Below are 25,050 nucleotides of genomic sequence, written 5' to 3' on the forward strand. Positions count from 1 at the left end.
CTTATTTCTCCACCTTTTTCTTCGAGTAATCTCGTTTACGAGGTGCAATTAACGATACATCGACGTCCTCATAGTGGAATGCAGGCTTTTGATTTTTCCCTTTGAACGTAGCCATCGTTGTTTTAAGGAATTCTTCATCGTTTCTTTCTGGGAATTCCGGTTTATAGTGTGCGCCTCGGCTTTCATTCCGGTTATAAGCCCCGATCGTAATGACTCTTGCTAGCTGAAGCATGTTGTCAAGCTGACGCGTGAAGGCAGCGCCTTGGTTGCTCCATGATGCGGTATCATTGATGTTGATCTTCTTGTAGCGCTCCATTAGTTCTTCGATCTTCTGATCTGTTTTTAAGAGTTTGTCATTGTAACGAACCACTGTCACGTTATCCGTCATCCATTCTCCAAGCTCTTTATGAAGCACGTACGCATTTTCTGTTCCGTCCATGCTGAGGATGTTGTCCCATTTCTCCTGCTCTTTCTTCACGGCACTGTCAAATAGTGCAGAAGAAAGGTCTTCCGCAGATTTTTCAAGACCGCTAATGTACTTCACCGCATTTGGTCCAGCGACCATTCCGCCGTAAATCGCAGAAAGAAGTGAGTTTGCACCAAGTCTGTTTCCGCCGTGCATTGAGTAATCACATTCTCCGGCAGCGAATAGACCTTTGATATTCGTCATTTGATCATAATCGACCCATAATCCGCCCATTGAGTAATGAACAGCTGGGAAGATTTTCATCGGCAGCTTACGCGGGTCGTCACCCATGAATTTTTCATAGATTTCAATGATTCCGCCAAGCTTAATATCAAGCTCTTTTGGATCTTTGTGAGAAAGATCGAGATATACCATGTTCTCTCCGTTGATGCCAAGCTTTTGCTCGACACATACGTCAAAGATTTCACGCGTTGCAATGTCACGCGGTACAAGGTTCCCGTATGCTGGGTATTTTTCTTCAAGGAAGTACCAAGGCTTCCCGTCTTTATACGTCCAAACACGTCCGCCTTCACCACGAGCCGATTCACTCATGAGACGAAGCTTGTCATCTCCTGGGATCGCTGTCGGGTGAATTTGAATGAATTCTCCATTTGCATAATGCGCACCTTGCTGATAGACGATGGACGCAGCAGATCCAGTGTTAATCATGGAGTTCGTTGATTTACCGAACACGATTCCAGGACCGCCTGTTGCCATGATGACTGCATCTGAACGGAAGGATTCAATTTCCATTGTCGTCAAGTTCTGCGCGACAATCCCGCGGCATACTTCCTCGTCATCTAAAACAGCGCCAAGGAATTCCCAGCCTTCATATTTCGTGACAAGTCCTGCTACTTCATAGCGGCGAACCTGCTCATCCAGTGCGTATAATAGCTGCTGGCCTGTTGTAGCTCCAGCAAACGCTGTACGGTGGTGCTGTGTTCCCCCGAAACGGCGGAAGTCCAATAATCCCTCTGGTGTTCTATTAAACATAACACCCATACGATCAAGTAAATGGATAATGGACGGCGCTGCTTCACACATTGCCTTTACTGGCGGCTGGTTGGCTAAGAAATCTCCGCCGTATACCGTGTCATCAAAATGCTCATAAGGTGAATCCCCTTCACCTTTTGTATTAACCGCTCCGTTGATTCCGCCCTGTGCACATACAGAATGCGAACGTTTCACAGGTACGATTGAAAATAGTTGAACAGCTGTTCCCGCTTCTGCTGCTTTAATAGTTGCCATGAGACCAGCTAAGCCGCCTCCGACAACGATGATGCTAGAATTACTCATTGTAGCCCCTCTCCCTCTTCTACTAATCTATTTCCTCTTAAACAAAAGCGAAAATTGCTCTTAGCCCTACATATGAAAGCGCTATAAATATACCTAATGTCACATATGTGGAGATTCGTTGTGAGCGTGGTGAAACAGTAATTCCCCAGCTGACAGCAAATGACCACAAGCCATTAGCAAAGTGGAAAATAGTAGATAAAACGCCGACAATATAGAAGCCTAGCATAAATGGAGAGCTTAAAATATTCGCCATCATGTCATAGTTGACTTCAGCTCCAAGCTGAGCTTGAATTCGTGTTTCCCATACGTGCCAAGAGACAAAAATCAATGTGATAATACCTGAAATCCTTTGCAGTCTGAACAGCCAGTTTCTTAAGTAACTGAAGCGAGACGTGTTGTTTTGTGCCGTAAAGGCTATGTACACCCCATAAACAGCATGATAGATCAGTGGTAAGAAAATCACGAACAGCTCAAGTGCATATCTGAAAGGAAGCTGTTCCATAAAGTGTGCAGCTTTGTTAAACGCCTCAGGTCCATTCGTCGCAAAGTGGTTAACCACTAAGTGCTGTATTAAAAATAGACCGACCGGAATGACGCCAAGCAAAGAATGCAATCTCCGATAAAAAAATTCTTTGTTCCCCGACATTACTTTACCCCCTAGTAAAAAAAGTGCAATTGCTTGAAAATTGTCTTACCCCCGCTTCTTTCAATTGTAAGCACTTTATTCAAATTTATTGACAATTTCATTTTACTCCTATGTCAAAAAAGCGTCAAGAAACCGCGTACATAAATTAAAATTTTCCGAAATTTAAAAGTTTTAAATCAAAATTCGTTTTACTACAATAAGAATTTCTTAGACTTCAGGGAAAACTCTGTCATCATATGCCCACATAAGCTATAATAAATTGTTGAAAGAGGGGAGCCGTACAATGAATAAATTTGAATCTAACTTAGAACAGCTAAAAGAAATTGAAGTCAATGGATTTGCCTACGAGCTGATACGCGAAGTTCTGCTGCCTGATATTCTTGGTCAGGACCATTCATCTATGATGTATTTTGCGGGTAAACTGCTTGCTCGTAAATTTCCTCAAGAGTCATGGGAGAAGATCCCCGAATTTTTCCATGATGCCGGATGGGGGACTCTCACAATGGTCCATTCGAAAAAACAGGAAATTGAGTTTGAGCTCGAAGGTCCACTAGTATCAAATCGACTCACCTATCAAAAGGAGCCATGCTTTCAGATGGAAGCGGGTTTTATTGCTGAACAAATTCAGCTTCTGAATGAGCACGTGGCTGAATCCTATGAACAAGTGAAAAAGCGTGCTGAGAAAGTCATTTTAACCGTTAAATGGGATTTAAGAGACCCTAGCTAATACTCTTGATAAAAGGCGCGGACTTCAGGTCACGCCTTTTTTATATGTCTACATCTATCATAGCATACTTAATGAATGGGTTTACGCCCGTTTCAGCCGATTCCATATAGAAAAAAGAGGCGACCCTCTTTCATGAGAGCACCTCTTTACCTTTTTAAGAATGAGCAGCGGCGCTCACCTTTGATAAATCAAACGCATCATGCAGCGCTTCAACCGCTTTGACCATATCATCACGGCCGACCACTGTTGAGACTTTGATTTCAGACGTACTGACCATTTTCACTTGAATGTCTTTTTGCGCTAACACAGCAAACATTTCAGCAGCTACGCCTGGGTTTGAGACCATCCCGGATCCCACGATGGATACTTTCGCTAATTTGCTTTCTGTCTCAATCTGCTCGTAGCCAAGCGCCCCTTTATATTCTTCTAATACTTCAACTGTTTTGGACAAATCATCCGTTTTGACAGAAAAAGAGATCGACGTCTGATTGGTGCTTGTGACAGACTGAATGATGATATCAACATTGATATTCTGTTTCGCAAGCGTCGTAAAAATGGTCGATAATGTTGTTAAACCGCTTGAAAGCCCGCACACAGTCACACGTGTAATCTGATCTTCAAATGCAATGCCTCTGACGACTAAATTTTGTTCCATGGATGATTCCTCCTCAATTAACGTACCCGATTCATTTTCAATACTAGAACGGACTTCTAGCGGGACTTGATAATTTTTCGCAAATTCAACAGCTCTTGGATGCAGAACGCCAGCTCCTAAATTAGCCAGCTCAAGCATCTCATCGTATGAAATGCCTGCAAGTTTCCGCGCAGATGGTACATAACGCGGATCGGTTGTAAACACGCCTGGTACATCTGTGTAAATATCACATTTATCAGCTTTTAGTGCGGCAGCCAGTGCCACAGCTGTTGTATCTGATCCGCCGCGGCCAAGAGTTGTGATATGTAAGTCATCTGCAATTCCTTGGAAGCCTGCCACAACAACAACTTTCCCCGCACTTAATTCCTTTTTTATTCTTAATTCATCAATGTCCACAATTCTTGCATTTCCGTGTACATGCTCTGTTTTCATACCAGCCTGCCAGCCTGTAAAGGAAATGGCATCATAACCTCTTCTTTGGAGCGCCATCGCTAATAATGAAATGGTCACCTGCTCACCAGTTGCGAGCAGCATATCCATCTCTCTTTTGCTTGGATCGTCTGTGAGTTCTTTCGCTAAGTCTACTAGAACATCCGTTGATTTGCCCATCGCTGATACAACCACAACCACATCATGTCCTGCCTCGCGTTCAGCGATCACTCTCTCTGCGGCATTGCGAATTTTTTCTGCCGACCCAACGGAAGTTCCACCAAATTTTTGTACAATTAGTCCCATGTCTACCACCCTTTTTCAAAAGTTCACGTGTGAGAGAAGAGGCAGCTTTGGAGACTGTCCGCTCACTGCAAATAAAAAAGCAATGAGAGAACAAATCTCCCATTGCTTTAAAATCATCATTAAACGATGCAAACAATGAGATAGCCCTCCAAGAAATGAATTCTTGACAGCCCTACATTTCTTCAATGTACAGCCAGCGAATAAAATGAGTGGATTTTATTCACTTCGGCGACGCTCCCCTTTCAGCCCTCTTCTTAGATCCCATCGATCTCCGAAGGCTTACTCTTGAAGTTCGCACCTCTATCTTCAACAAACAACACGTTCATTTATTAAATTAGTCACATCTTAACAGACTTTTGGTAAAAGTACAATCTATTTTTTTAATGCTTCCATTAAAAGTTCAGCCGTCTGTTTCGGAATGCCAGCCTCCTGAAAGTCTTGGATAGAGGCATCTTTCATCTTTTTCACAGAGCCAAAATGTTTGAGGAGCTGCTTTTTACGCTTCTCTCCGATACCTGGTACATCGTCTAAAATAGACTGGAATGCATTTTTTCCGCGCAGCTGCCGGTGAAAGCTAATGGCGAACCGGTGCACTTCATCTTGAATGCGCTGCAATAAGTAAAAAGCCTGGCTATTCCGCTCCAGCGCAACAATTTCAAGTGTATCTCCCATCATGAGATTCGATGTCCGGTGTTTTTCATCTTTTACAAGACCTGCGACTGGGACAGACAAATTCAATTCATTTTCAAGCACATCGATGGCTGCGTTGATCTGTCCTTTTCCTCCGTCAATTAAAATTAAATCTGGCAGCGGCAGTTCATCCTTTAACACGCGGGTATATCGTCTTCTAATGACTTCACGCATGGATGCATAGTCATCTGGCCCTGAGACGGTTTTAATTTTGTATTTTCGGTATTCCTTTTTATAGGGTTTTCCGTCCTGAAAGACGACCATGGCAGAAACCGGATCTGCCCCTTGAATATTTGAGTTATCAAATGCCTCGATTCTGTATGGCATATAAATATTAAGCGCATCCCCGAGCTGTTTCACCGCACCAATTGTCCGCTCTTCATCACGCTCAATGAGCGAAAATTTTTCTTTTAAGGCGATTTTGGCATTTTGATGGGCAAGTAAAAGTAAATCCTTTTTCTTTCCTTTTTTCGGCTGGTGAACGTTCGTCTCAAGCAATTGCTCAATCATCTCTTGATCGACACTGTCAGGCACCAAAATTTCCTTCGGCAGAAAATGGTTGTTCTTTTCATAAAATTGCCCCATAAACGTGAGGAACTCTTCCTCAGGGTCCTGATACATTGGAAACAGGCTGACATCACGTTCAATCAATTTCCCCTGTCTGATGAAGAAAACTTGGACACACATCCAGCCTTTATCATAGGCATAGGCGAAGACATCTCGATCTGATAAATCACTCATCGTCATTTTCTGTTTTTCCATCGTTGAGTCGATATATGCGATTTGGTCTCTTAGTTCCTTTGCCCGTTCAAACTCTAAATTTTCAGCAGCTTCCTGCATCTTTTCGGTGAGTTCTTTTTTGATTTGCTGATGTCCTCCGTTTAGAAACCTTGTGATTTCATCCACGAGCTGCTTATTCGTTTCTTCGGAAATGTCATACACACATGGCGCAAGACATTGTCCAAGGTGATAATAAAGACAGACGCGGTCAGGAAGGGTGGCGCATTTTCTCAGTGGATATAAGCGGTCGAGCAGCTTTTTCGTTTCTCGAGCTGCTTGTACGTTTGGGTATGGACCGAAATATTTCCCTTTGTCCTTTTTTACATTGCGGGTGACGATCAGCTTAGGATGGCGTTCATTCGTAATTTTTATAAATGGATACGTCTTGTCATCCTTGAGCATAACATTGTATTTCGGGTCATATTTTTTGATTAAATTCAGCTCTAAAATGAGCGCCTCGATATTAGAAGAGGTGACAATGTATTCAAAGTCTTCAATTTCACTGACAAGCCGCTGCGTTTTGGCGTCATGTGATCCAGTGAAATAAGAGCGCACCCTATTTTTTAAAACCTTTGCCTTTCCCACATAAATGATCGTATTTTGTCTATCTTTCATTAAGTAACAGCCTGGTTGATCCGGCAGGACTGACAGCTTTTCTTTGATTAGTTTGTTCATATTTTCATCCGTCCTTGTTTTCCTCTTTCACTCCTTCTAGTGTATCACGAACATTTGTTTTATACCATGTTGAAAGAAAAGCGGCTCTCGTCTTTACGAGAACCGCTTCAATGATTATGCCGCTTGGACATAGATCGGTTTATAGATGTTTGTTGACAAGCTCAGCAAGTGCTTCTTTTGGTTTGAAACCAACAGAAGTTTCTACAACTTCACCGTCTTTTAAAACAAGAAGTGTTGGGATACTCATAACGCCGTATTTACCAGCAGTTTCTTGGTTATCGTCTACATCAATTTTTACAATTTTCATTTTGTCGCCCATTTCTTGATCAAGTTCTTCAAGAACTGGAGCAATCATTTTACAAGGTCCACACCATGGTGCCCAAAAGTCTGCAAGAACAACACCTTCTGCAGTTTCTTGTGAAAATGTTGCGTCAGTAGCTTTTACGATTGCCATTATTCATTCCTCCAATGTAAATTATGCTTTTTAGTATAGCATCTACCAATGTGACTTGCGAATGAAATGCTTACGAATCATTTTTTAGGAAATGAATTAAAAAACAAACCGTATAATCGCACCAATAACAACAATCGCACCGATGATCATAAGAATGGTTCTAAGCATATGACATGACACCCTTTCCGCTTCATTTACAATGTATGATGCCCCAACATTCTTCTCATCAAACATCGAAATATGCAATTAAGCGAGGTCCACAGTTATCATGACCACTGACATTGGCGGCAGCTCCACCGTTAATTCGCCGGACTTTACAGCCATTTGCTGAAAGTCTTTTGGCTGAACAGAATGAGGATCATCGAATGTATTATGGGCATTCATGCGATCAGCCGTCAGTACACGTCCAGTGACTTTCGTTTGTTCTTCAATCCCTGCAATGGCAAGGGATATCTCTGTTTGTTCATGCGGATTCAAGTGACAGTAGCTAATATGCATCTTACCTGATGAACGCGAGGCGGACACACTGACCTGAGGAATTTTTTCACCTCTTCGCTCATACGGCTGTGAAACGAACTCCACTTCAAGCGCTTCTTCCTCTTGATGCACTTGAAACATGTGAAATACATGATACGTAGGTGTCAGAAGCATCTTTTCATCCTTTGTTAATACCATCGCTTGCAGCACATTGACCGTCTGAGCAATATTTGCCATATGAATCCGCTCGCAATGGCGATGAAAAATATGAAAATGGAGTGCGGCCACAAGGGCGTCTCTTAGTGTGTTTTGCTGATATAAAAACCCAGGATTTGTCCCTGGCTCTGGGTCATACCATGTCCCCCATTCATCAATAATCATCCCGATTCGCTTGTCTGGGTCATAACGATCCATGATTTCTCCATGGTCTTCGACAAGCCGTTCCATCTCATAGGCCTTTTTCAGCGTGATAAACCATTCATCCTCATCGAATTCAGTCGCTGATCCTTTCTTCTCCCATGTACCCGGTACGGTGTAATAATGTAAACTGAGCCCATCCATCCACGGTGCGGCCCGCTCCATCAATACCTTCGTCCAATTCACGTCATTAGAGTTCGCGCCGCAGGCGATTTTGTAAATACGCTGTCCTGCAAACTCTCTTACGTACGTCTGATAGCGTTTATATAAATCTGCATAGTATTCAGGCGTCATATTCCCGCCGCAGCCCCAGCTTTCATTGCCTACACCAACATAGGTCAGCTTCCAAGGCTCTTGTTTTCCATTTTGAATGCGCCAGTCTGACATAGGTGTCCCTTTTGGAAATGTCATGTATTCGACCCAATCGGCTAATTCTTGAACAGACCCGCTTCCCACATTGCCGCAAATGTAAGGTTCACATTCAAGCAGCTCACACAATGCCATAAATTCATGCGTACCAAATGCATTGGATTCAACCGTACCACCCCAATGGGTGTTGACCATTGGCTTTCGTTCACTCAGCTCACCTACACCATTTGCCCAGTGATACTCGTCTGCGAAGCAGCCCCCCGGCCATCTCAGCACCGGAATATGTAATGCTTGAAGGGCCTTCAGTACATCGGTACGAATCCCTTCAATATGATCAATCTCTGAGTCTTTTCCTACCCAAATCCCGTCATAAATTCCTCTTCCTAAATGCTCCTGAAAATGCCCATAAATGTGTTTAGAAATGCGTCCAATCACGTCATTGACTTTTACTGTCCCCTTCACTTGTCAACCGCTCCTTTTCTTCTTGATCACATACAAAAAAACCCAGAATACCTAGGCATTCTGAGTGTATGAGCGTTACGAGTGGATATTCATCTTTTTTAACTCTTCATTCAAAAGCGGGACCACTTCAAACAAGTCACCAACAATTCCATAATCGGCGATTTTGAAGATTTCCGCTTCTGGGTCTTTGTTGATTGCCACAATGACTTTACTGTTAGACATTCCCGCTAAATGCTGAATCGCTCCTGATATCCCGCATGCAATATAAAGATCAGGTGTGACGACTTTTCCCGTTTGACCAATTTGCAAAGCATAATCACAATAATCAGCGTCACAGGCTCCGCGCGAAGCTCCGACTGCTGCCCCCAGCGTCTCAGCGAGTTCATTCAGCGGTTCAAAGCCTTCCTTGCTCTTAACCCCGCGCCCTCCAGCAACAATGACCTTTGCTTCGGATAAATCTACACCTTCTGACGTTTTTTTAATGACTTCCTTCACGATCGTCCGAAGGTTTTGAATGTCGACAGAAACTGGTGTGACTTCTCCGCCTCGTGACGTATCCCGCTCAAGTGGTGCCACGTTATTTGGCCGGATGGTTGCTAGAAGCAGACGGTCTGTCGAAATGACTTTTTCGAAGGCTTTTCCAGAGTAAATCGGTCTAGTGAAAACAAGATGTTCACCGGTAACGCTTACATCAATCGCATCTGAAATCAAGCCAGTCTGGAGACGTGCGGCTATTTTCGGCGACAAGTCTTTTCCGATAGATGTATGGCCAAAGAGCACAGCATCTGGATCAACCTGATCTAATATGGCTTGAAGCGCCTGCGCAAAACCATCTGACGTATAATATGAAAGGTGCGGATGCTCCACAATCATGACATGATCCGCTCCATAGTAAAGCAGTTCATCTGCTAGGCCTTTGACGTCATCCCCTATTAACACGCCAATGACCTCGCCGCCCTCTGCCACTTTGTGAGCGGCAGCAATGGCTTCAAATGTCACATTTCTTAATTTACCGTCACGACTTTCTCCAAGTACAACAACTTTTTTACTCATCTTCAAGCTCCTCCTTGTTCTCGTGATATCGTAAAGTGGATGTTTAGATGACTTTTGCTTCATTTCTGAGTAGATCTGTCAGTTCTTTGACTTGATCCTGAAGCTCGCCGCTCAGCACCTTGCCACCCTCTTTTTTCTCCGGTAAGAAACGTTCAATTGTTTTGATTTTATATGGTACATCGTCTTCATCTAAATCTAAATCATCAAGTTCCAATTCTTCTAAAGGCTTTTTCTTTGCCTTCATAATGCCTGGTAATGATGGATAGCGAGGCTCATTGAGTCCTTGCTGAGCTGTGACGACAAGCGGGAGTTCGGCAGAAATGACTTCCACATCCCCCTCTGCATCTCGTTCAATCGATACAGAGCCGCCGTCAATTTGGATACTTGTTATCGTAGTCACATATGAAAAACCGAGTAATTCAGCAAGACGCGGGGCTACCTGTCCAGAGCCGCCGTCAATTGCTACATTCCCTGCTAAGATCAAGGAAGCCTCTTTGTCTTTTAAATAGTGATAAAGAATGGTAGAAGCAGAATATTGGTCCCACTCTTCTAAGTCATCCTCCACATTTAATAAGACGGCCCTGTCACAGCCCATAGCAAGCGCTGTTCTCAGCTGTTTCTCTGCATCCTCACCGCCAACTGTCACAACGGTCACTTCTCCCCCGTGCTCATCGCGAAGCTGAATGGCTTCTTCAATGGCATACTCGTCATAAGGATTAATAATGAACTCTGCTCCATCTTCTTGAATTGCACCAGACTGAATCGAAATTTTCTCTTCCGTGTCAAACGTACGCTTCATCAAAACAAATATATTCATTTATTTCTCCCCCTTGTGTCGTACTTATCCTTTATTCCCCTTTAAAGTTCGGTTTGCGCTTTTCGATAAAGGCCTGAATGCCTTCTTTGGCGTCATTTGATTGGAAAACCTCACCAAATTTTTTGGCTTCCAGTTTCATTCCGCCGTCATATGAATACAGTTTTGTTGCGTTCAATAAATCAAGCACATATTCAAGTGATTTAGGGCTTTTTGCCGCAAATTTCCCCGCAAGTGTTTTGGCCGCTTCGAGCGCTTCTTCCTCTGTTTCTGCCAGCTTTGTAACAAGGCCGCACGTAAATGCTTCTTCACCTGTAATCGGTTCAGCTGTTCCCATCATTTCAAGTGCTTTAGCAGAACCAACGTAGCGCGGGAGGCGCTGCGTGCCGCCGAATCCTGGAATAATGCCAAGATTTAGTTCTGGCAGTCCAAGCTTCGCATCTTTTGTTGCGATTCGGATATCACAAGACATGGCAAGCTCAAGGCCTCCGCCTAATGCTGCTCCGTGAATCGAGGCAATGACTGGCTTTGGACACTGTTCAATCCGTTCAAAGACTTGCTGTCCTCTATCAGCGAGGCTTGCATAATCAGACTCTTCCTGTAAAGTCGTAAATTCTTTAATATCAGCACCTGCTGAGAAGAATCTGCCTTCCCCGTGGATCACAATCGCTCTTACTTCTTCATTCTGTTCGAGCTCATCGAACATGTCATTAAGCTCAGTGAGCAGCTGAGAGGATAAGGCATTTGCAGGCGGGTTCTGAATCGTGATGAGCGCTGTCTGTCCTTCATGATGTAAGCTGAGTATTTTTTCCATGTCAATCATCCTTTTTCACATTGTCTTTAGGATTGATGTATTCCGTTTAACAGCAGATCATGTACATTTTCTGCGAGTGCAGGCAGATCATACTTTTGATCATTCATAACCCATGTTGTTGCGGTTTCATCAATCGTCCCAAATACCATTTGTCTCGCTAAGCGGACATCTAAATTTTGTCTAAATTCTCCTGTTTTCTTTCCTTCTGTTAAAATCGACTCGAGCATATTTAAATACCCTTTTAGCACCTCATTGATTTTTTGCCGCAGCTCAAGGTTTGACTGCCTGAGTTCAAGCTGTGTCACAAGAGCCAAATGATGATTTTGCGCCAGCATGCGAAAATGCTCCTCAATCAACAGTAGAAGCTTTTCTTTGGCAGATGGCTTCTTTTGGATATCTGTTTCCATCCGTTCGATGAATTGTCCCATTTTTTCTTTGAACAATGAGATGAGAATATCCTCTTTGTTTTTGAAATAAAGATAAATGGTTCCGTCTGCCACCCCTGCTTGTTTCGCAATCTTTGAAACTTGTGATTGATGATAGCCGTTCTCCGCAATCACCACAACTGCTGCATCAATAATTTGCATGTACTTCGGTCTTTTCTGCTTCAATGTGCTTCGTCCCTTTCTAAATTGAATGAGCATTCATTCATAACTTTATGTTAAAAAGAAACGGGTGATTTGTCAAGAGATCTTCTTCTTTCTTTTCAACCTTTATCATACCAGAGCAGACTGTCATCATTCAAATCATCCGGCCGCTCGACCGGATGATGAAGGTCGTTATTTCTTCAATTGATCGACAGGTGTCTCAGATGATGAAGCTTGCTTTCTTTTTTCTTCTTCAATTAATACTCTGCGCAAAATTTTTCCGACAGCCGTTTTAGGCAGTGATTCTTTAAATTCATACACGCGCGGTACTTTAAATGAAGCAATTCTCGTTCTGACAAAGCGATCGAGTTCATCCTCTGTTAAATAAGCATCCTTTTTCGGCACAACAAACGCTTTTACTGTTTCTCCTCTATAAGGATCTGGTATGCCTGCGACAACGGCTTCTTGTACAAGCTCATGCTCATAAAGGGCTTCTTCGACCTCTCTTGGGTAAATATTATAACCGCTCGCAATAATGACATCTTTTTTCCGGTCAACGATATAGAAAAAACCGTCCTCATCCATATACCCAATATCTCCAGTGAAAAACCATCCGTCCCTTAATACAGCTGCTGTCTCCTCTGGCTGATTCCAATAGCCTTTCATAATTTGCGGCCCTTTGACGATAATTTCTCCGTGCTCATACGGCTCTTTAAGGCCACCCGTTTCCTCGCAATAAATGCCTGCGTCTGTCCCAGGCCACGGACAGCCAATGCTGCCTGTTTTGTTCGCTCCCCATAAAAAGTTAGAATGGGTCACTGGCGAAGTTTCTGAAAGACCATACCCCTCAACTAAACGCCCTCCTGTTAATTTCTCAAAGCTCTGTTTGACTTCAACAGGAAGAGCCGCCGAGCCGCTTAAACATGCAGTGATGGACGACAGATCATACTTTTCAATGTTCGGATGATGCAGCAAGGCAATATACATGGTGGGTGCACCTGGAAAGAGTGTCGGTTTCTGTTTTTCAATCGTTTTGAGGGTATCAGCTGCGTCAAATCGCGGAAGGAGAATCATTGAATGCCCTTCTTTCACAGCAAGGTTTAATACGGTCGTCATTCCGTATACATGAAAAAACGGAATGATGCCAAGGATTCGTTCTTTTCCTCTTGTCGTTTTATACATCCAAGAAGCGCACATTTCAGTATTCGCTAAAATATTTTCATGCGTCAGCATGACCCCTTTTGGTAAACCAGTCGTTCCGCCTGTATATTGCAAAACAGCGACATCCTCTTTCGGTTCAAAGGCAAGCGCCGGAATCTGTTCTTCTGACGATTCTTTCATAATTTGTGAGAAGTGATGAATGGTCTCGCTTTTCTCTACTTGGATGACCATTTTATTTTTTCTTTTTTGGACGATAGGAAACAGAATGTTTTTCGGAAATGGTAAATAATCCTGCAGTTTGGTGATGATCAAGTGCTCCATACTTGTCAGCGCTTTCATTTTATAGGCCTTTGGATACAATAAATCCAGTGTAATCAGCACTTTTGAGCCGCTGTCCTCCATTTGATATGCCAGTTCTTTCTCCGTATAAAGCGGGTTCGTTTGAACAACGATGCCGCCTGCAATTAAAACAGCATAATAAGAAATGACAGATTGAGGACAATTTGGCAGCATGATTGCTACTCTGTCGCCTTTTTTCACGCCAATTTTCATCAGGTAACCAGCTAGTTTCAATGCTTCTTCCTGGAGCTGTTCATAGGTGATGTTTTTTCCTAGAAAATGAATGGCTGTATGCTCAGGTGCAGCCTCTGCGGAGCTGAATAAGTAAGATTGTAACGTCTCATTTGGAATGGTGAGTTCGTGGGGAATTTGATTCGGGTAATGCAGAAGCCAACGTTTATCTGACTGCATAAAAACCCTCCTTCCTGAACTTTCGTACTATTTTATTATAGCAAACTTTTCCTTAAGGCAGTTTTCTTTTTTCAAATAGAGCTTGGTTCCATGGCATCTTTACTTCTTTGCCGGTGTTTCGATCGATGCTCTTTTTCCTTCATGATGCCACTGTTCATATAATCCACCGATTGCACGAAATGACTCATTTACTCTCTCCACGATCTGTTGATGGATACTCGGGTCATTAGGTAAATGCGTCTGGATGTTGTCGACTTGATACTGCCTCATCATATCTATGTAGACTGTAAGAAAGATTGTGTCTTCTAAAATCCAGTAAATGACTTCATCCGCCGCTTTTGTTCTTTTATGCAGCATTTGGATTCCTCGTTCATATTGAATAAGAATATAGCCACTCGGATCGATTTGAATATAAGGGCTCAAATCATCAAAAAATCCAGTCGTTTGAAATGGACGTGCAATATACGGTTCGTATATGTCTCTTGGCAGGGAAGTCATTTGGAGACAAGTATCAATTCGCTTTATGAGTTCGTCTTTTTGCAGAATTTGCTTCATGTGATTCACCGCCTTCTGGTGAGATAAAAGCTGCCAAGGAATCCCTGACAGCTTTCTCACTTTGTCTTCTTCATTTCACAGGAACATGTAAACGGCACCAATGACCGCAAAAGTGCAGGCAACTACGATTAATACTTTTGCTAGCTTTTCCATGTCGTCTCCTTAAATGCCGGCTGCTACTACATAAGACAGCCCAACTGAAATAATGAGTGAAATAAACCCGACCGCTCTATTATCATTCTCAATTTCTTTGTCTACTTTAAATCGTGGTGTTAAAAATTCAAAAATGAAATAGCTGACAAGCAGCATCACAAAGCCGTATACGCCCCATCCAATCATTTGCAGAAGGGAATTGTGCTGTGCGATAGAATGCTGAAACACATTCGCAATCCCAAAAATCTTTCCGCCTGTTGCCATGGCAACAGCTAAGTTCCCCCGCTGGATCTCTTCCCAGTTTTTATAGGAGGTAACGAGTTCAAAAATGGTTAGAAATAAGACAAGACATAGGACGGCCACGCTGTAATAGGCGGCAATTTCCACAAGTTCATTTTCCCAAAAGGCTTTCATGCGTTTTCTCCTTTTTACTTTAATTCGACGATGGTAACGCCTGATCCTCCCTCGCCTTGTTCCCCAAAACGAGCATTTTTCACACTTCGGTGCTGTTTCAGTAATTCCTGAACCCCTTTTCTAAGGGCGCCAGTTCCTTTTCCGTGAATGATTGACACACGCGGATAACCAGCTAAGACAGCATCATCTAAATATTTCTCGACTCTGCTTAAAGCATTTTCATAACGCTCTCCCCTTAAGTCAAGCTCAAGCGATACATGATAGTCTTTTCCTTTGACTGCCGTAATGGCTTTCTCCTGCTTAAATTCAGGTGCTGATTTGATAAATTCCATGTCTTTTTCTTTTACTTTCATTTTCAGAATGCCCATTTGGACACTCCATTCTTTGTCACCTGTTTGTTCAAGCAGCGTTCCTTTTTGCCCGAAGGTGAGCACTTTCACTTCGTCGCCTGATTTTAGCTGTCTTGCTGCTTTTTTCACCGGCTCTGGCTTTTTCTTCCGGTCAAACTCAGGGACTGCTTCTTCAAGACGCTTTCTCGCATCGATGAGTTCATGTTCTTTAAATGATCGATGCTCATTTTTTATCGAACGAAGCTCTTGAATGATGTCTTCTGCTTCTTTTGAGGCTTGTTCAATTTTTTCTGCCGCTTTTTTTTCAGCTTCTTCAAGCAGTTTGTCCTTTTGCTCATTCCATTCAAGAATTTGTCTCTGCAATTCTTTATGAAGCTTTTCTGCTTCTTTTCTATAGACTTCTGTCTCATGCAGCTCTTCTTCTGCTTGTTTCTTGCTGTCTTCTAATGAAGCAATCATTTGGTCTACTTCATTATGCTCGGCATGCATATCCGCTTTTGCACGGTCAATGAGGTGATCTGGCAACCCAAGACGTTTAGAAATTTCAAATGCATTACTTCGTCCGGGCACACCGATGAGCAAGCGGTACGTTGGTGATAAGGTTTCAATGTCAAACTCCACGCTCGCATTTGTGACACCTTCCCGGTTATATCCGTAAGCCTTCAGCTCAGGATAATGGGTCGTTGCGATGACGCGTGCATTTGTTTGATGCACTTCATCTAAGATACTCATGGCCAGCGCGGCACCTTCTGCAGGGTCTGTTCCTGCCCCTAATTCATCAAATAACACGAGTGAGTTAGATGTCAAATTCTTTAAGATATCTACAATATTGACCATATGAGATGAGAACGTACTCAAGCTTTGCTCAATAGATTGTTCATCTCCAATATCAGCAAAGACTTGGTCGAATACAGCCACTTCCGAGCCTTCTTCAACTGGAATATGAAGGCCTGCCTGCGTCATCAGCGTAAGAAGACCAAGCGTTTTCAAGGTAACTGTCTTACCCCCTGTATTTGGGCCAGTAATAACGATGGTTGAAAAATCTTTGCCGAGCTCAATGTCATTTGCCACAACCTGATCCCTAGGCAATAGAGGATGTCTTGCCCGCTTTAAATAAATCTCCCCTTGATCGTTCACAGCAGGCTTTGTGGCTTTTTCAGCCTTTGCATATTTGGCTTTAGCAAAAATAAAATCTAACGTCTGAAGCTCCTTTACATTGTGAAGCAGTTCTTCAATGTGTTCTGACACGCTCGCTGTCAGCATTTGGAGGATCTTTTCGACCTCTTGTTTTTCTTTTAAACGGGTTTGCTGCAAGGTGTTATTTAAATCCACGACCACTTGCGGCTCAATAAAAAGGGTTGCCCCAGATGATGATTGATCGTGAACAATTCCGCCGTAATTCGAGCGGTACTCCTGCTTTACCGGAATCACAAACCGATCATTACGAATGGTGACAATCGTGTCTGACAGCATTTTTGAAGCAGATTGTGAGCGAATCATGGATTCTAATTTATCTCGAACTTTTGATTCTAATGAACGTAATTGCGTACGTATTGTTCGTAGCGCCGGAGTTGCGTGATCAAGCACTTCTCCATTATCACCAATACAGCTTTCGATTTCTTTTCTGACTTCAGGCAGTAATATCAGCGTCTCTGCATATGTATGAAGGCGAGGTATGTCTACACCATCTTCATACAGGGACGTGAGAAAGTGCTTCATATTTTTCGCAGTGTATAACAGCGCTGCAATTTCCATGAGCTCAGATGGGCTTAATGTACTGCCGATTTCTGCCCGTTTGACCCCGCGTCTAATATCCGTCAGCCCGCCAAATGGCGCCGATCCCTTTAAGCGGATGACATCCTGTGCTTCTGCTACCTCTTCCAGCAAATGCTGAATGGTTTCTATATCCGTCAGCGGCGTTAAATCCTGCGCTCTTTCTTTTCCTAATGAGGATGCGGTATAGGACATGACTTTTTCTTTTACTTTATGAAATTCTAATGATGCTAACACTTTTTGTTGCAGCATGGTCCAGCCTCCTAACGACTACCTGTCACGCGTTAAAAACTTTTTGATCTCGTTTAGAGAAAAAGTATTCACGACATTTGCTTTTGGTGTCCAGCCTTTTCTTGCAGCTGTTACACCAACTTCCATATGATCCAGCATGGCGATATTGTGCGCATCTGTATTGATCATGATGTTCACACCTGCTTCGTTTGCTTTCATTAAATGCTCTGTTTTTAAATCCAGTCTTGACGGGTTGCTGTTGAGCTCTAGTGCAGTTCCCGTTTTCTTCGCAAGCTCTATGAGCTGATCTATATTTAAGGCATAGCCGTCCCGTCTGCCGATCAAACGGCCTGTTGGATGTGCAATTAAATCCACATGCTGATTCCGCAGGGCATTTTCAAGGCGCTCCATAATGACTTCTTCCGGCTGAGAAAAGCTCGAGTGGATAGACGCAATGACAAAATCCATGTCTGCTAAAAAGTCATCATCATAATCTAATGATCCATCCGGGAGAATATCCATTTCGACCCCTTTGAAAATGTGAAAATGCTCGAATTCTTGATTCAGCTTGTCAATTTCTTTTGCTTGCAGACGTAAACGTTCTTTTGTTAAACCGTTTGCTACTTTTAAATAATGCGAGTGGTCTGTAATCGCCATGTATTCATAGCCTTTTGCGATACATGCCTCTGCCATTTCGCGAATAGAAAATGCGCCGTCACTCCATGTTGAGTGCATATGAAGGTCGCCTTTGATATCTTTTAACTCTACAAATTGCATACTTTCTTTATACGTATCAATCTCCGCTCCGGTTTCACGAATTTCTGGCGGAATGAGCGGAAGTTGAAAATGCGCATAAAAAGCGGCCTCGTCTTCAAACGTTTTGACTTCTCCAGTTTCAATTGTTTCCACACCATATTCACTAATACGCTCTCCGCGTTCCTTCGCCAGCTGTCGCATGCGAATATTGTGATCTTTTGAGCCAGTGAAATGGTGCAGCGTTGTTGCAAATTGGTCTGTTGTCACAAGCCGGAAGTCTACACTGATCTCAAAATCAAGGGCAAGAATGACAGATACCTTCGTATCACCGCTTGCGATGACGTCTTTGACATCATCAAGTGCAACGAGCTGCTCTCTGACTTGTTCAGGATCGCTGGTCGCAATGATATAATCTAAATCTTTGACAGTTTCTCGTGCACGTCTTAAACTGCCAGCTCTAGAAAAACGAAGAATCCCCTTCATCTGTTCAAGCGCATGATCAATCCGCTCTGCCACATCTAATGCAAAGCCAATTGGCAGTCGTTCTGGCTGTTTTCCAGCCTCCTCAAGAGCGGCGAGTATCTTTTCTTCGGTTTTTTTACCGAAGCCTGCAAGCGCTTGTACTTTTTCCGCTTCGCATGCTTCTTTTAATGACTGTGCATCATGGACGCCAAGCTCTTGGTAAAGCTTCGCAATCTTCTTCCCGCCAAGCCCTTGCAATTTTAAGAGCGGGACAAGCCCTTCAGGCACTTCCTTTTTTAATTGTTCGAGTGTTTCTGATTGTCCTTTTTCGATATACTCTGTGATCACAGCAAAGGTTCCTTTTCCAATGCCGGGTAATGCTAATAAATCATCTATTTGAGAAAGGCTGCGGTCGTCTTGTTCCAGTGCCGCTGCTGCTTTACGAAAGGCAGAAATTTTAAAAGGATTATCTCCTTTTAGTTCCATATATACTGCAATTGTTTCAAGAAGTTTGATAATATCTTTTTTATTCATCTCTCATCCTCCAGCCGCTTTGGCATCTTCCTATATAAATATACAAACTTTCCCTTCATCCTACAACTTTCTGTCATGTAATGAGAAAAAACTTCTCCAGAAAAGGAGAAGTTTTTAAACTCCATACGTCGACCATAGGTCTTTGACAAGACCGGACAGGTAAGGGGTGTTGTTTACGATCACATCTGCTAACATTGATTTGCTCATCATTGTTTGCAGCGCATCTACTGGAAGTAGTGCAGCCACAAACAATAGAATAAACACAAATAAATAGGTTTCAAAAAATCCTAAAACACCGCCAAGCAGTTTGTTCACCTGTTTAATCACAGGTATACTTGCAATGGTTGTGAGCAATCCGCCAATGATGGCGAGCAGGATTTTAGTCAAGATAAACAGAATGATAAACGCAATGGTATTATAATAAGCTGTTTCTAGATTCCCGCTAAAGAAAGCGAGCTGCGGTTGACCGCCGCTAAAATTAGGTGCCGGAATCCACGTAAGCTGTGGTGCAAGTGACTGATAAAACATAGAAGCCACTAAGATAGAAACAACAAAGCTGATCAATTTAATAAATTGAAGAATAAACCCGCGCTTTAGACCGACAAGCGTTCCCATAAGAAGCAAAAACAAAATGATGATATCGATCACGGTAATTTCATTCCTTTTCTTTTAGCTGAATCTCTAATTTTTCGTATTGCTCTTTTAATTTCAAGTAGTCGTGGACGACATTGACTGCTGTCAGTACAGCTAATTTGTTTATATCAAGGTATGGATTTTTTTCATTTATTTCTCTCATTTTATCATCAACAATTGACGCAACATGTCGCATATGCATCTTCGTTTCTTGTCCGATGATCGTATAGGACTGTCCGTAAATCTCAACTGTTGTTTTCGTTTTACCGCCGTCAGACAACGTTTCTCCTCCATTCCACGAGAATCCTAGTCTCTATCATAACATGTTTAGACATTGAATGGAAAGACGAGCCCTTCCCTGTTATGGTACACTTTAGAAATCAATGATATCAAGGTAAAAAGGAGTTATCCACTGTGCCCCAATCCGTTTTAAAAGCAACATCAGAAGACCTTAAAAAAATGAAGAGCGCGTATGCGCAGCATTTAACAGACAATTTGCCACCAGGCGCCCTCTTTCAAGCAAAAGTCCCTGGCTGTACGATTACAGCCTATCGATCTGGAAAAGTATTGTTTCAAGGACAAAAGGCAGAAGCTGAAGCCAGTCAATTCAGCCACTTGCAAGCAGCTGATACGAAAAGTCAAAAATCACCTGCTGTTACAAAATACAGTCCGCCGCCCGGCATTGCTTCCATGTCGGTCATCGGTTCAGATGAAGTAGGTACAGGTGATTATTTCGGACCGATCACAGTCTGTGCGGCCTATGTTGATGCCAGCCAGCTTGCTTTAATGAAAGAGCTTGGCGTAAAAGACTCAAAAGGGCTAAAGGACCCGCAAATTATCAACATTGCCAAGGATCTCATCAAAACCATTCCGTTCAGCCTTCTCGTTCTCCGAAATGAAAAGTACAATACGATGCAGGAAAAGGGCATGAGTCAAGGAAAAATGAAGGCACTGCTTCATAACCAAGTCATCACCTCTGTGCTAGAAAAACTGGACGGACAGCAGCCTGAAGCCATTTTGATTGACCAATTTGCAGAACCAGGGATTTATTTCAAGCATCTTGCCGGGAAAAAAATCATCCGGGAGCGGACGTATTTTAGTACAAAAGCAGAAGGCATCCATTTGTCAGTCGCTGCAGCTTCCATTATCGCAAGGTACGCCTTTTTAATTGAAATGGACAAATTATCACAGGCTGCAGGCTTTGACATCCCAAAAGGAGCCGGTCCTCATGTAGACAAGGCCGCCGCCAAGCTCATCAAGCTGCACGGTGAAGATGCTTTACGTCAATTTACAAAGCTGCATTTTGCCAACACACAAAAAGCGAAAAAAATGCTATAAAAAAAGCTAGAGCCCATGAGGTCCTAGCTTTTTTTCCTTTAACCGCGTAAGACGGCTTGATACGTATCTTCTAGTGCTTTCAAAACTTTTGTATGAACAGCTGTGACTTCTTCCTCGGTCAACGTTTGTTCAGGATTTAAATATTGAAGAGAGAATGCAACAGATTTTTTGCCTTCTTCCATATGTTCCCCTTCGTACACATCAAATACAGATAGGTCTGTGAGTAGATGACCGCCTGCTTCATAGATGACACGCTCCAGCTGTCCGCTTGAGATATGCTGATCGACAACAAGTGCGATGTCTCTTGTCACAGCAGGGAATCTCGGGATCGCTGTATATTTCATATCCTTCGTTTCAGATGTCATTACATCTGTTAAATCAAACTCGAAGACATACGTTTCTTTTAAATCCAATTCCTTTTCAACGACTGGATGCAGTGCGGCAACAAAGCCAATGACTTGACCATTTAAGTGAACATCTGCAGTTCGCCCTGGGTGAAGACCATCACGCTCTGCTTGAACATAAGTGATTTGGTCTGACACACCAAGCTTTTCGAACAATCCTTCAGCAATTCCTTTCGCTACATAAAAATCGACGGCTTTTTTCTCGCCCTGCCAAAGATTTTTATGCCATAAGCCTGTCAGCGCACCAGCGACATGTTCTTTTTCCACTGGTTTTGCCCCTTCAGCTTCTGCTAAAAAAACAGAGCCCGTTTCATAAAATCCAAATGAGTCAGCTTGTCTTGCCAAGTTATATGCAACAGAATCAAGTAAGTTTGGCAGAAGACTTTGTCTCAGCACACTGCGTTCCTCACTCATTGGCAGAGAAAGTCTCGTTTCATAGGCTGGATGCAGTGCAAAAGCTGTGGACTTATGCTGATTCGTCAATGAATACGTAATCGCTTGAGAAAGTCCTGCCCCCTCTAAGAAACGTCTCACCTTTCTGCGCTTCACTTGGTATGGCGTGAGGCCGCCAACGGTGCCAGCTGTCCTAGGCAGTGTAGATGGAATATTATCGTATCCATATAATCTTGCCACTTCTTCAATGAGGTCTTCTTCAATCGTAATATCCATTCTGCGGGAAGGAACTGTTACGACAAGAACATCATTTGATTCGCCCACTGTGAATCCTAGTTTGTTGAAAATCTGAATCATATCTTCTTTTGAAATGCTCATTCCAAGCACCTTGTTCACACGCTCAGTTGATACGTGGATGACATTCATACTTGCTTCAAGGTGATTTTCCTCAACTGTACCGCTTAGCACTTCACCGCCTGCATACATGCTGATCAATTGAGCTGCTCTTTCTGCTGCCGGTTTCGTACGCTGCGGATCGAGGCCTTTTTCAAATCGTGTGCTTGATTCACTGCGAAGCCCTAAGTCTCTAGATGCTTGACGGACTGTTTGACCGTTGAAATATGCCGCTTCTAAAAGAATCGTCGTCGTCTCATCCCGTACCTCTGATTCAAAGCCGCCCATGACGCCTGCTACCGCGTGTGCTTTCGTTCCATTCGTGATGACAAGGTGCTTTGATGACAATGTACGCTCTTGCTCATCGAGTGTTTGAATGATTTCGCTGTCAGACGCTTTACGAACGACCACCTGCTTTGAACCAAAGCGGTCATAATCAAAGGCATGAAGCGGCTGGCCGTATTCAAGCAGTACAAAGTTTGTAATATCCACAACGTTGTTAATTGGACGAATGCCTGCATTCATCAATCTTGTTTGCATCCAAAGCGGTGCTGGTCCAACCTTTACATTTTTAATGATCTTTGCTGCATAAAGTGGATTCGCTTCTTGATCCTCAATTTTAACAGAAATATAGTCTGCTGCTTTTTCGGAAGAAGTGTCATGTGCTGTATCAGGAAGCTTGATGTCTCTTCCTAAAATGGCCGCAACCTCATAAGCGACACCTAGCATATTCAGGGCATCGGCACGGTTTGGTGTTAAGCCAAGCTCAAGCACCGCATCATCTAATTGAAGTGCTTGAAGGGCATCATCTCCTGGTTTCACGTCGTTCGGGAAAACAAAGATGCCTTCTGCATATTCTTTTGGTACGAGCTTGCTCTCTACGCCTAATTCTTGCAGAGAACAAATCATGCCATGAGACTCTTCACCGCGCAGTTTTGCTTTTTTAATTTTAAAGTTGCCAGGAAGGACTGCGCCCACCGTTGCGACGGCCACATACTGTCCTTTCTCCACATTCGGAGCCCCGCAAATAATTTGCACTGGTGCTTCTTCGCCGATATCAACAAGACATTTGTTTAATTTATCTGCATTCGGATGCTGTTCACGTTCAATGACGTGTCCAACGACAACTCCTTTGATGCCTTCGCCTTTATATTCAACGGCTTCCACTTCAATTCCGCTTCTTGTGATTTTTTCTGCTAATTCAGCCGGCTTGATGCCTTCTAAATCGACATAGTCTTCTAACCATTTATATGAAACAAACATGTTGATTTCCTCCTCTTAGTCCTGCTTGAATTGCTTTGTGAATCTAATGTCATTTGTGTAGAAATGGCGAATATCATCAATGCCGTATTTCAGCATCGCGATCCGTTCCACACCCATTCCAAAAGCAAAGCCTTGGTAAGTTTCTGGATCAAACCCGCTCATTTTCAGGACATTCGGATGAACCATTCCTGCACCTAAAATCTCAATCCAGCCTGTTCCTTTACATACAGAGCAGCCCTTCCCGCCGCATTTAAAGCAAGACACATCGACTTCGACAGATGGTTCTGTGAATGGGAAAAAGCTTGGACGCAGTCTAATTTCACGATCTTCACCAAACATTTTTCTTGCGACTGTCTCCAGTGTTCCTTTTAAATCACTCATGCTAATATTGTGATCGACGACAAGCCCTTCAATTTGCATAAATTGATGTGAATGAGTCGCGTCATCACTGTCACGTCTATATACTTTCCCAGGACAGATGATCTTCACAGGACCTTGTCCTTTATATTTCTCAAGTGTACGTGCTTGTACTGGTGATGTTTGTGTTCTCATCAGTGTATCTTCGGTAATATAGAAGCTGTCCTGCATATCACGTGCCGGATGCTCCTTTGGAAGATTCAGCGCTTCAAAGTTATAATAATCCGTTTCTACCTCAGGACCTTCCTCAACGGTATAGCCCATGCCAATAAATAAATCTTCAATATCTTCGACAACAATCGTTAATGGATGTCTTGCTCCCATTTTGATTGGACTTGCCGGTAAAGTAACATCGATCGTTTGAGACGCAAGTTTTTTCTTCACTTCTTCTTTTTCCAGCTGTTCATTTTTTTCAGCAATGGCACCAGCAATCTGCTCTCTTACTTCGTTAGCAAGTGCACCCATTTTCGGTCTTTCTTCTGCGGAGAGCTTGCCCATTCCGCGAAGTACTTCTGTAATCGGTCCTTTTTTCCCTAAGTATTGAACACGAATGTCATTGACCTCTTTGAGCGAGCTAGCTGCTTCAACCTTCGCTATCGCCTCTGTTTCAAGCTGTTTTAACGTTTCTTGCATGAGTGTAATCCTCCTTTTGATATACAAAACCGCTCGGATAAACGGCTGTTTGATCGTTTGAAGACAATAAAAAAACCCGTTCCTCCATAAAAGAAGGGACGAGTTGTGGTCGCGGTACCACCCTTGTTAAGCACAAATGCATGTGCGAATAAGCTTCATTGACATAACGGAATCAAACGAATCCGGTTCACCTTTACGCAAAGCCTGCGGTCCCGGTGACAACTCCAGAGGTGAATTCCTGTTTCAGCATTCCTTAAATGCACTTTCAGTCTACGATGCATTCTCCCTAAAAGGCCGCTTCTTGAAACAATCTTCCTCTA

Annotated in this window: 21 protein-coding genes and 1 riboswitch; of the genes, 2 read left to right on the top strand and 19 right to left on the bottom strand. The window is 43.1% G+C overall.

The window, feature by feature from the left end; all coding sequences use genetic code 11:
* Position 1: 1 nt before the first annotated feature.
* Positions 2-1,762, bottom strand: coding sequence for a succinate dehydrogenase flavoprotein subunit (gene sdhA, locus NSQ34_RS12675; RefSeq protein WP_034279746.1), 1,761 nt, complete (start codon positions 1,760-1,762; stop codon positions 2-4).
* A gap of 37 nt (positions 1,763-1,799) precedes the next feature.
* On the bottom strand, positions 1,800-2,408 hold the full coding sequence (locus NSQ34_RS12680) for a succinate dehydrogenase cytochrome b558 subunit (protein ID WP_024423213.1): 609 nt from the start codon (positions 2,406-2,408) through the stop codon (positions 1,800-1,802).
* A gap of 283 nt (positions 2,409-2,691) precedes the next feature.
* Between NSQ34_RS12680 and NSQ34_RS12685 the strand changes: the two genes are divergently transcribed.
* Positions 2,692-3,135, top strand: coding sequence for a YslB family protein (locus NSQ34_RS12685; protein ID WP_024423214.1), 444 nt, complete (start codon positions 2,692-2,694; stop codon positions 3,133-3,135).
* A gap of 154 nt (positions 3,136-3,289) precedes the next feature.
* Here the strand turns inward: NSQ34_RS12685 and NSQ34_RS12690 are convergent, their stop codons facing one another.
* From NSQ34_RS12690 to zapA, 15 genes are all read right to left on the bottom strand, one after another.
* Complete coding sequence (locus NSQ34_RS12690) at positions 3,290-4,525, bottom strand: aspartate kinase (protein WP_342500942.1); 1,236 nt, start codon at positions 4,523-4,525, stop codon at positions 3,290-3,292.
* Between the two features lie 133 nt (positions 4,526-4,658).
* Positions 4,659-4,836, bottom strand: a riboswitch (Lysine riboswitch).
* A gap of 61 nt (positions 4,837-4,897) precedes the next feature.
* Positions 4,898-6,670: an excinuclease ABC subunit UvrC gene (uvrC, locus tag NSQ34_RS12695; RefSeq protein WP_327825953.1), complete on the bottom strand. Its 1,773-nt coding sequence runs from the start codon at positions 6,668-6,670 to the stop codon at positions 4,898-4,900.
* 139 nt (positions 6,671-6,809) lie between these two features.
* Positions 6,810-7,124 (bottom strand): thioredoxin, encoded by a 315-nt coding sequence (gene trxA / locus NSQ34_RS12700; RefSeq protein WP_007501629.1) that lies wholly within the window; start codon positions 7,122-7,124, stop codon positions 6,810-6,812.
* A 246-nt stretch (positions 7,125-7,370) separates the two neighbouring features.
* Positions 7,371-8,849: an alpha-N-arabinofuranosidase gene (locus NSQ34_RS12705; RefSeq protein WP_144496290.1), complete on the bottom strand. Its 1,479-nt coding sequence runs from the start codon at positions 8,847-8,849 to the stop codon at positions 7,371-7,373.
* A 75-nt stretch (positions 8,850-8,924) separates the two neighbouring features.
* Entirely contained in the window at positions 8,925-9,902 is a 978-nt protein-coding gene (locus tag NSQ34_RS12710) for an electron transfer flavoprotein subunit alpha/FixB family protein (protein WP_041115051.1), read from the bottom strand.
* A gap of 43 nt (positions 9,903-9,945) precedes the next feature.
* Positions 9,946-10,719: an electron transfer flavoprotein subunit beta/FixA family protein gene (locus NSQ34_RS12715; protein WP_024427173.1), complete on the bottom strand. Its 774-nt coding sequence runs from the start codon at positions 10,717-10,719 to the stop codon at positions 9,946-9,948.
* A gap of 31 nt (positions 10,720-10,750) precedes the next feature.
* Entirely contained in the window at positions 10,751-11,530 is a 780-nt protein-coding gene (locus NSQ34_RS12720) for an enoyl-CoA hydratase (RefSeq protein WP_061109447.1), read from the bottom strand.
* Between the two features lie 26 nt (positions 11,531-11,556).
* Positions 11,557-12,141 (bottom strand): TetR/AcrR family transcriptional regulator, encoded by a 585-nt coding sequence (locus NSQ34_RS12725; protein ID WP_024423221.1) that lies wholly within the window; start codon positions 12,139-12,141, stop codon positions 11,557-11,559.
* Between the two features lie 168 nt (positions 12,142-12,309).
* Positions 12,310-14,028 carry an AMP-binding protein gene (locus NSQ34_RS12730; RefSeq protein WP_098677027.1) on the bottom strand — a complete coding sequence of 573 codons (1,719 nt, stop codon included), beginning with the start codon at positions 14,026-14,028 and terminating at the stop codon, positions 12,310-12,312.
* A 99-nt stretch (positions 14,029-14,127) separates the two neighbouring features.
* Positions 14,128-14,583 carry an immunity 63 family protein gene (locus tag NSQ34_RS12735; RefSeq protein ID WP_034280732.1) on the bottom strand — a complete coding sequence of 152 codons (456 nt, stop codon included), beginning with the start codon at positions 14,581-14,583 and terminating at the stop codon, positions 14,128-14,130.
* 162 nt (positions 14,584-14,745) lie between these two features.
* Positions 14,746-15,150: a DUF350 domain-containing protein gene (locus NSQ34_RS12740; protein WP_008345990.1), complete on the bottom strand. Its 405-nt coding sequence runs from the start codon at positions 15,148-15,150 to the stop codon at positions 14,746-14,748.
* A 14-nt stretch (positions 15,151-15,164) separates the two neighbouring features.
* Positions 15,165-17,522 (bottom strand): endonuclease MutS2, encoded by a 2,358-nt coding sequence (locus tag NSQ34_RS12745; RefSeq protein ID WP_034280729.1) that lies wholly within the window; start codon positions 17,520-17,522, stop codon positions 15,165-15,167.
* A gap of 21 nt (positions 17,523-17,543) precedes the next feature.
* Complete coding sequence (polX, locus tag NSQ34_RS12750) at positions 17,544-19,256, bottom strand: DNA polymerase/3'-5' exonuclease PolX (protein WP_342500943.1); 1,713 nt, start codon at positions 19,254-19,256, stop codon at positions 17,544-17,546.
* A 114-nt stretch (positions 19,257-19,370) separates the two neighbouring features.
* Complete coding sequence (locus tag NSQ34_RS12755; protein WP_342500944.1) at positions 19,371-19,904, bottom strand: CvpA family protein; 534 nt, start codon at positions 19,902-19,904, stop codon at positions 19,371-19,373.
* 7 nt (positions 19,905-19,911) lie between these two features.
* The gene (zapA, locus tag NSQ34_RS12760) at positions 19,912-20,169 is read right to left on the bottom strand and encodes a cell division protein ZapA (RefSeq protein ID WP_012010831.1); all 258 of its coding nucleotides are present in this window, start codon (positions 20,167-20,169) and stop codon (positions 19,912-19,914) included.
* Between the two features lie 134 nt (positions 20,170-20,303).
* On the opposite strand from zapA, the gene rnhC reads away from it, so the two are divergent.
* Positions 20,304-21,227: a ribonuclease HIII gene (gene rnhC, locus NSQ34_RS12765; RefSeq protein WP_081279468.1), complete on the top strand. Its 924-nt coding sequence runs from the start codon at positions 20,304-20,306 to the stop codon at positions 21,225-21,227.
* Positions 21,228-21,265: 38 nt separating this feature from the next.
* Here rnhC and pheT read toward each other — a convergent pair whose 3' ends face one another.
* Both pheT and pheS read right to left on the bottom strand, forming a co-directional pair.
* Entirely contained in the window at positions 21,266-23,680 is a 2,415-nt protein-coding gene (pheT, locus tag NSQ34_RS12770; RefSeq protein ID WP_342500945.1) for a phenylalanine--tRNA ligase subunit beta, read from the bottom strand.
* A 15-nt stretch (positions 23,681-23,695) separates the two neighbouring features.
* Positions 23,696-24,730, bottom strand: a complete 1,035-nt coding sequence (gene pheS, locus NSQ34_RS12775; RefSeq protein ID WP_034279699.1) for a phenylalanine--tRNA ligase subunit alpha — start codon at positions 24,728-24,730, stop codon at positions 23,696-23,698.
* Positions 24,731-25,050: the final 320 nt, after the last annotated feature.

The sequence above is a fragment of the Bacillus sp. FSL P2-0069 genome (assembly GCF_038593315.1).
In the GTDB taxonomy this organism is placed as follows: Bacteria; Bacillota; Bacilli; order Bacillales; family Bacillaceae; genus Bacillus; species Bacillus safensis.